Genomic DNA, 9,047 nt, shown 5'->3' with positions numbered 1-9,047 from the left:
AATTATGTCATATCAATCTCTGAGAAAACTAAAACAACAGGTAAAAAAACTTATCGAAAATATAGATGGAGTCGGTGGTATTGGTTTAGCCTGGGATGAATTAGGTGAACCTATTTTACGTATAGACATAGATGATGATAGCACTCGTTCATCAGTAGAAAAGTGCTTGTCTACTCTTGAGCCAAAAATTAATTCAAAAAATGAGACAAACATCAGCGATCATGAACCTAATTTTGTAAATAACAAATATAACGTTCAGGGCAACACGATTGGGATAGCCACTAATAAAGGGCAAATAAGTCAAACTTTTTACGGAAGTACTAACAATGTTGAATTTAGAGAAGCTAAATAAGTTAACGCGGATTAAAGAATATTTGTTAATAAAAGTAACGAACTTGGCAGAAATACAAGGTTCGCGTTACCAGGTGCAGCGTTGTACAGTTTTGTGACGGGTAGTAGTAATAGAACGAAATTGTACGCTAAAGCTGACAATCCCATTTGATAGGAGTCTAATCCTGCGCAGGTTTATGTCCCTTATTGCTAGGTTCAGACTTGTTTATTAGTGGTTTTGGTGGAGGGGGTGGCGGAGGAAGTTGCTTGCTCATCCTACTGCCTATTCCCTACTCCCTACTCCCTGTAAATATATGACTGAATTTGAAACCAGTGACTTACTATTGCCTTTACCTGTGATGCCTTCAGAAGACAATACCTTTGCTAATTACACAATGGTCTGTAGACTACCAGGTGTCATCGAACGAGTTATCAAAGACAATAATTTTCCTCCAACTATTGTCCAACAGTTAGAGACTCTAACTGTAGATTTATTTGAAGGATGGGTGCGACTACCGATCGATGACCAAGGAGCAGATGTAGCAGCTTGGACATCCTACTTAGAGTCTTTTGAAGGCAGAAGTTGGTTTGATTTACCGTTTTATTTTGCTGAAGCTTATTTTTTCCGACGTTTGTTGGAGGCAACGGATTATTTTGTACCTGGAATTTGGCAAGGAGTAGACCCTTTTGGTTACCAAAAACGCTTAAGTTTAGAAAAATCAATGGCTGCTATCCGTGAAATAGGCGATCGCATCAATGGTTTAAATACTGCTCTACCAAAACAACAGAGTTATCAAATTTGTCTCACAGCTCTGTTACAAACTGCTTTGTGGGGAAATCAAGCCGATTTGAGTTTATGGCCAGTTGAAACAGAAGACCGGACTACTAGAGACCTTCAACAACAACAATCTCACATATTAGTAGATGATACTTACAATTTAATCGACTATTTAAGTCATATTCAGGGGCAACGGATAGATTTAATTATAGATAATGCAGGTTTTGAGTTAGTTTGCGATTTTTTCCTGATAGATTTCCTTTTATCTACTCAAACTGCCAATATTGTTTATTTGCATTTGAAAGCACATCCAACTTTTGTCTCTGATGCTATGAGTCAAGATGTCTTTTACACTCTAGAAATCTTAGCTAATGATGTCTCAGAAAATTTACAAATGTTGGCAACTCGCTTACAAGAATATATTAGTACTGGTCGTTTAATTTGCCGAGAAGACTTTTTTTGGAATGCGCCACTAGCTTTTTGGGAAATGCCAGAGTCTGTGAGAGAGGAATTAGCTCAGGCCAGTCTGGTTTTGATTAAAGGTGATGCTAACTATCGCCGTATCTTGGGCGATCGCCACTGGTTATTTACTACCCCTTTGTCAGATATTGCTTATTATTTTCCTACACCATTTGTAGCTTTGCGTACTTTAAAGTCAGAAGTAGCAACTAGCTTAGAGCCCGGTCAAATCGAAATATTAAATGAAGAAGATCCTTTGTGGTTAACAAATGGTCAGTGGGGTGTGATTCAGTTTGTTATGCCTTAAGGAAGACAGAAGGCAGAAAACAGAAGGCAGAAGGCAGAAGGGAAGAAAAGGTTAAAAGGGATAAAGTTTTTTTTATCACTGATTATATAATCCTAAGAGGTTGTCTGAGAAGTCCTATTTGCTACATCACTCGCCCCCTAAATCCCCGAAAATTGGGGGACTAGAGCAAGCAAATTGACTCTTGTTCCCCCCAAAGTTGGCTTGCTCGGGGGGCAAAATTCAGTATCAAAAAACTTTTCAGATATCCTCTAAAACCCTTTTACAGTTTGCTATTCCCTAGCGCTATAAATTGATAAGTTTGAATGTGATTATCATTTTATTTGTGGATTTAATACCCCACCGTCAACGGTCGTTTTCAAAATTACTTGGGGGAGGGTAGATGCGGAGCGGCTTGTCGAAGACTATCCATAAGTAATTTCCCTCCTGTCTCCTGTCTCCTGTCTCCTGTCTCCTTCTTCAATTCCCAATAGTTTAGGTTGAACCGAATCATCTGTCCAATATAAAATGAAAGATTCAGTAGCTCAAAAAAAGTAAAAAATGAAACTGGCAGCAAGAGTCGGCAAAGTACCACCTTCCCTAACCTTAGTTATCTCAGCTAAAGCTAAAGCAATGCAAGCTGAGGGAATAGATGTATGTAGTTTTAGTGCCGGGGAACCTGACTTTGATACCCCAGAGCATATCAAAGCAGCAGCCCAAAAAGCACTGGATGCTGGGAAGACAAAATATGGCCCAGCGGCGGGAGAACCGAAACTCAGAGAAGCGATCGCCCAAAAGTTATCTAGGGAAAATAGCCTAAACTACAAAGCAGAAAATATTATTGTCACTAATGGAGGGAAACATTCTCTGTTTAATCTGATGATGGCACTGATTGAACCTGGAGATGAAGTAATTATTCCTGCACCCTACTGGTTAAGTTATCCAGAAATGGTCAAACTGATGGGTGGAGAGCCAGTAATTTTGACTACTGATGCCCAGACGAATTATAAAGTTACACCAGAGCAACTACGCCAAGCTATTACTAGCAAAACAAAATTATTCGTTCTTAATTCTCCTTCTAATCCAACTGGGATGGTTTATAGTCCAGCAGAAGTTAAAGCATTAGCAGAAGTAATAGTAGAAAAAGATATCTTAGTAGTTTCTGATGAAATTTATGAGAAGATTATTTATGATGATATTCAACATCTCAGTATTGGGGCAGTCAACTCAGATGTTTTGAACAATACTATTATTAGTAGTGGATTTGCTAAAGCATACTCTATGACAGGTTGGCGGATCGGATATTTGGCCGCACCGATGGAATTGATTAACGCTACACTCAAAATTCAAAGTCATAGTACCTCAAATGTTTGTACTTTTGCTCAGTATGGAGCGATCGCTGCATTGGAGTCATCTCAAGACTGTGTGGAAAAAATGCGTCAAGCTTTTGCTAAACGTCGGCAGGTAATTTATGATTTATTGAATGCTATACCAGGAATTACTTGTAGCAAACCTGAAGGAGCTTTCTATATGTTTGTCAATATTAGTAAAATTTCTAGCAGTTCCCTAGAATTTTGTAATGCTTTATTAGCAGAGCAAAACGTCGCTGTTATTCCTGGTATTGCTTTCGGTGCAGATGACCACATTAGGATATCTTACGCTACTGACTTAGCAACTATAGAAAAAGGGATAGCAAGGTTGGAAAAGTTTGTGCAATCGCGTAACTAAACAGAAAAACAGGCGGGAGGAAGTTAGCCAGGGTGTTTTAATCCCTGGTTGAATAACGACACGCGGGTTTTAACCCGTAGTTACTTTCCGGTCTGGTTTTCAATATACTTGATCACTGTTTCAGTGCCAGATTTCTCCTTGTTCCTTCTTCCTTTTTCCTTCTGCTATATATCTATGGTTATTTCCATTTTTTTCTTCTTTCTCTTTCCCTAGCTTAACGGTGAATTTCAAAACTTTGAAGTCCTTCGGGTTGCTCATATTTTATAGTCACATCATTGACAATAGCTGATTTAGGGCCTCTATAACACCAGTTAATAATTTTTTCCACAGCTTGATTGCTACCTTCAAAAACAGCTTCTACTTTTCCATCAGGTAGATTTTTCACCCAACCACGGACATTTATATTAACTGCTGTTTCTAATGTGGAGAATCGATATCCGACTCCCTGAACTTTTCCGGAAATAAAAACATGAGCACGAGTAGGAGTGAGAGATGTTGACTGGTTTTCCATTGTCATTTTATTTTGTATTGATTATATCAGGACTTACGGAGTAAAGCTACATATAGTAATAGTTTGGTCATTATCGCTGATAAAACCACTATAATTAGTGCCGTTGCGTAAGTACTGTATATATAAAATATCTATAGTTTATGGTACGATCAAACTCAAAATAAATTCAGTTTCTAGGAGTGTCATTTATGGGTACTCATCAGAGAAAGTAAGTGGTAGTTAAAATTATGCTTATAACATCATTGATAGTAGTTACAGTTGTCAGTGTTATGCTAGGGATAAGTTGTGCTTACTGGTTATTTGAAAAGCGGTTAAAAAAACAAGCGAAAAGCTATGAAAAACAATTACGAGAAACCCATGAACAAATCTATGATCTTGAGCAAGGACAACAAGAAGAAATTAAATTATTAAATATAGATTATCAACAGAGGATTAAACAAAAAGAAGAACTTGAACAACAACTCAAACATAGCTTAGAAGAAATTAAAGCTTTAGAAGTAAAATATCAGAAAAAATTGAGAGAAAAAGTCAACTCCGAAAAACAATTAAATAAACACAACAAAGAATTGCAAGATAAAATTAAATTAATACAAGCAGAACATATACATAATTTAGAATCGGCTGAAGCAAAATCACAAGAAAAAATTAGAGAATTGACAGATAAATATTGTCAGCAGATAGTAGAGTTAAAACAAGAACATCGACTTAAAAAACAAAAAATTAACAATTTTTTGCAGGTAAAATATCACAAAAATATTCAATATTTATCAGAGACTCATCAGCAAAAAATTAAAGAAATTACCAGATATTTAGAAGAAAAAAATCAACAAGAAATTTTCAGGTTGAAGAAGTATCATAAACAAAAAGTCAGAGAAACTATTAAACATTTAGAAGAAAAACATCAAACTAAGCTCCAAGTTAAAATCAAAGAACTAGAAGAAATTCATCAAGAATCTATCTTAGAAGCAATAGGAGCGATAACTACTCAACATCAAAATCAGCTTCAGCAAAAAATCAAGGAATTAAAACAAAAATATGATACTGAACTTCAAGCAACAATTAAATCTCTTAAAGCTAAGCATGAAAGTCAAATTAGAGAACTTATGCAATAATATCAAATCCGGCAGCATCAGTGTAATTAGATTAATAGTGTAGGGAGTGTGGGGAGATGGGAAGATAAAAAAAGATGCGGCAATAGCGCTGTGATGAAACATTTTTTTATACCGAACCCGAGTGGATTTGATATAAATTCAAAATCGAACACTCTATCGGAGCAGAAATTTGGGACATTTATTCCAAATTGAGAGGTAATATCATGTCCGTTAGTATCGTTTGTGTAAACCCAAGGGTAAATATCTACAATAGAAATTTCGGTTTTTTCTTGCTCAATAGTCTTCCTCCCTTTTCCCTCTTCCGTCTTCCGTCTTCCCTCTTCCTTCTTCCTTTTTCCTTACCTTTGCTATACAATACCGATGCTACCAGACATAATATTAATGTTTTTATTATACCATTTTAAAAAAAGAAAGAATGTTACAAATAATCAGATCAATCAAAAGACTTTACAGGAGATGTTCCTTTGACGACAAAGATAACTTACGACCTAATAAATTGTATTGAAGCTATTCATTCTGACTCCTGACTCCTGTACGTCGCCAATCCGACGGCTCCCCTACCTGACTCCTAAGAAATAACCTAGCTATTTGTAGCAAAGATTTATAAAATTGGTATTACACTTAATCATCCGGACATATATAATATCAAATCCGGTTAAACAACCATAGAATGGTTAAGTTAGGAGGAGTCAGGAGTCAGGAGTCAGGAGTCAGGAGAAGAAAGAATTACAAAGATGAGCGTAGTTATGACAATTGAAGATTTTTTTTATGTCCAATTAAACGGATTTGATATAAAACCGAGAAAATACAGAATAACTCAATTCTCAACTAGGAATAGGTCTTCTATCACTTAGTAGTGAAGCGCGAAAGATGTTTGTTTGAGAGTCTAATTAAACTTTGATAAGATTAAATGAATATAGATAATTTCCCTACTGATTAACTCTCAATTATTTAACTTTTTAATAAACATCAAGGTGTCTTGGTAAGATTGAATCCTACCACCTTGTTGATAAAGTTCTGCTGCTTTTTCTAAGTCTTTTATTGCTTTTTGAAGTTGTTCATTTGCTGTGGTTATATCTGCCATTTTTTGATAAATAAGACTATTTTGATAAAAAACATGAGCACGATTATAATAGGCATCAGCATACCCTGGATTCAGTTCAATTGCTTTAGTATAATCTTTGATTGAACTCGGATTTCGTGTTATTTCGTGAGGATTAACTAACAAACTCCGGGCGATACCCATGTTAAAATATATTTCTGGGGTATTATTAGGTTGCTTTTCTAAAGCACGATTAAAATTAGCGATCGCCTCCCAAGCATCCCCTTGATCCAAATAACTTATACCTCTAAAATATAAACCTTCAGCGCTCTGAGGATTAATTGTTGAAACAGGAGAACTAACTGTAGGAGTATCATCCAAAATTAAGTCTGAAGGATTAATACCAGCATCAGATAATTTTCTGATAAAACTATTAATAGGAACCGCAGCATTAAACCCTGTTTTAATTGGCGCTACATCTCCAGAATTAGTTTGAGCAAAACCAAATTCTCCTTGTCCATGAATACCAATAATGCGACCATCAGAATCAAATACTGGACCACCACTCATCCCACTCCAAGTAACAGCTTGATAACGCAAAGTATAACCTTCCGGGCGACTTTTAGGGCGACTGGTTACTAATCCTGGAGATAATTCTGGTGCCCTTTCAGTGTTAAATAAACCGCCAGTAGCAGGATAACCAAATACATATATTTGGGAACCAATAACTGATTGTTCAGAATTACCTAAAGTCGCTACTGGATATGTTTCTGTAGTTTCAAATTTAAGTATAGCTAAATCGGGTTCTTCATCATTTGTCTGTAAACTCACTACCTCTACTACTGAATAGTCTTTTTCTAGATTAGTTCTAATACTATATTTAATAGTAGAATCTTCTACTACATGATTAACAGTAAGGACAGTATAAATATTACCATTTTTAGCAATAATAACACCCGAACCATCACCTAAGTTACTATTGATTTGGACTGTAATTGGTATGGCAATTTCTGCCACTTCTTGAGCCGTTTTAGCATTTGCTGCTGTCGAAATATTAATAACAATTGCTGCTACTGTAGCAGTACCTAATAAATAAGTATTGAGAGAATTAAAACGAGACCAAATCATAATTTTATGATCCTAGAATCTAGACAAAGTGAATATTAGATGACTATTTACTACAAATGACGTAAATTAAAGAAATTTGTTCTCCATCTTGAAGCAGAGTATATAATATTAATTTTTTAACTACTGATTATCAGCAAAATCTACTAATTGATGTTGACTACCATACTACAATTTATAGCGCTGTGCGCAGGCAACAGGCAACAGGCAACAGCTCCGGAAGGGGGAATAAAAAACCGATAATATAAGACTTATAGCTATTGGACAGTTATTGTAATTTGTCAATATGCCAGCGCACATTGCTATAGTATAGTAATCAATGCAGAATTTGTAAAAAATTAAAAAATAGATAATAAAATCTGAAACTCTGACCACTATTCTCTGATTCTAAAGTCCCTATAAATTTTATACACAACCACACTGAGAATAGCTCTGCATACCAATTATTTTTAATTTAGCTAAACTAAAAAAGAGGCGTTGCATATTTGTGGGATGAATTGTATGCTTGGACAAAAAAGAAGTATGAAGTATTAAGCATGAGATTTACCTGTTCAAAAAAGATTCATCCCGCCTCTCAGCAACGCCAAAAAAGAAAATGTATCATCACAAAAAAACATTATCTCTCAATAAATATGCATAGAAAATCCACAAATATTACTTGAAATATTGACAAAAAATTGATATTTTTGACCTAAATATTAATAAAAAATTAATCCAAAATTAAAATTTATTGTTGATCATAAAAATATGAATATTGACTAGATATAAATAAATGTCGCCCAACTAAAATTGATTTCGGCTTTGATAATATCAAACCTAGAAATATTGTTTTGTAAAATCTCTGAACAAATTAAAAAATTACCTCAAGAAAAATAATAATGGCTAATATAAATCACAAACTCAGATCTACCAGCACAAGTCTAAGGCTTGGTTGTGCCATTATGAGTGAAAGTAATGAGACAAATACTATTAAATACGATTTTGAGGTATCTCCTCATCGTGGACCTGCTACCGGGAATAACTATTACGGGTCTTTCAGTTTTAATGGCTCGAAATTAACTGGCAAAGGCATAGAATTTATAAAACTTGATAACTTTGACTTGAGTTTTTTAAATTTTGACTATAGCAACGCTGATTTATTATTTGGAGAAGCTGTATTTAGAAATGGCAACTTTCTAGGATTAATTGCAAGTAGCGAAGAGTTTTCTTTTGTCTCTGGATTTTTAGATTTATCTGAAGCATATTTTGCCTATGATATTAACTCTAATTTTGGAGCCGCAGATCTAACATTCTGTTTAAGACAAGTTACTGATGATAATTTTGAAACTATATATAGTTCTGAAGCTAGTTTTCTAATGTGAGCATAGACTTAAATCTTGGAATAACAGTCTAATTTATGAAGTAGTATTTCTGTTGCCTATCTAAATGTTGCCAAATGCTATACTTAGGTAACACTTCAGTTATTAAGTAATTAACACTGGCCAAATGACTTTGTACTAATTAGCAGCCCAGTTAATGTTAATTATTATTATCTTTACTTCTCTCTAGGAAAGTTGTACTTTAGTTGACATCACCTTTATTATTCCATAATTTTATAAAAATCTAAAAACACCAAAAATGAAAAAAAACATCATCCTGCCATTGGCGTTGATTACAACTATTGTTTTTAGTTGTAAACA

General features: G+C 34.8%; 7 protein-coding genes. 5 read left to right on the top strand and 2 right to left on the bottom strand.

The genetic code is table 11. The features are described 5' to 3' along the window. The 3 genes from F6K13_RS07210 to F6K13_RS07200 form a co-directional block, all read left to right on the top strand. A partial coding sequence (locus F6K13_RS07210) for a hypothetical protein (protein WP_287287087.1) occupies nucleotides 1-352 on the top strand: 352 nt, incomplete at its 5' end. 292 nt (nucleotides 353-644) lie between these two features. Next, complete coding sequence (locus F6K13_RS07205) at nucleotides 645-1,874, top strand: damage-control phosphatase ARMT1 family protein (protein ID WP_287287085.1); 1,230 nt, start codon at nucleotides 645-647, stop codon at nucleotides 1,872-1,874. 537 nt (nucleotides 1,875-2,411) lie between these two features. Then, entirely contained in the window at nucleotides 2,412-3,578 is a 1,167-nt protein-coding gene (locus F6K13_RS07200) for a pyridoxal phosphate-dependent aminotransferase (RefSeq protein WP_287287084.1), read from the top strand. A 214-nt stretch (nucleotides 3,579-3,792) separates the two neighbouring features. Here F6K13_RS07200 and F6K13_RS07195 read toward each other — a convergent pair whose 3' ends face one another. Beyond that, the gene (locus F6K13_RS07195; protein WP_124143535.1) at nucleotides 3,793-4,089 is read right to left on the bottom strand and encodes an acylphosphatase; all 297 of its coding nucleotides are present in this window, start codon (nucleotides 4,087-4,089) and stop codon (nucleotides 3,793-3,795) included. 212 nt (nucleotides 4,090-4,301) lie between these two features. On the opposite strand from F6K13_RS07195, the gene F6K13_RS07190 reads away from it, so the two are divergent. Next, nucleotides 4,302-5,201 carry a hypothetical protein gene (locus F6K13_RS07190; RefSeq protein ID WP_287287083.1) on the top strand — a complete coding sequence of 300 codons (900 nt, stop codon included), beginning with the start codon at nucleotides 4,302-4,304 and terminating at the stop codon, nucleotides 5,199-5,201. A 943-nt stretch (nucleotides 5,202-6,144) separates the two neighbouring features. Here the strand turns inward: F6K13_RS07190 and F6K13_RS07185 are convergent. Next, nucleotides 6,145-7,371 carry a tetratricopeptide repeat-containing serine protease family protein gene (locus F6K13_RS07185; RefSeq protein WP_124143530.1) on the bottom strand — a complete coding sequence of 409 codons (1,227 nt, stop codon included), beginning with the start codon at nucleotides 7,369-7,371 and terminating at the stop codon, nucleotides 6,145-6,147. A gap of 875 nt (nucleotides 7,372-8,246) precedes the next feature. Between F6K13_RS07185 and F6K13_RS07180 the strand changes: the two genes are divergently transcribed. Beyond that, nucleotides 8,247-8,729, top strand: a complete 483-nt coding sequence (locus F6K13_RS07180; RefSeq protein ID WP_124143531.1) for a hypothetical protein — start codon at nucleotides 8,247-8,249, stop codon at nucleotides 8,727-8,729. Nucleotides 8,730-9,047: the final 318 nt, after the last annotated feature.

The sequence above is a fragment of the Okeania sp. SIO2B9 genome (assembly GCF_010672505.1).
GTDB lineage: Bacteria > Cyanobacteriota > Cyanobacteriia > Cyanobacteriales > Microcoleaceae > Okeania > Okeania hirsuta.
Note: the sequence above shows the minus strand (reverse complement) of the source record. Positions and strands in the feature narration are given on the sequence as shown.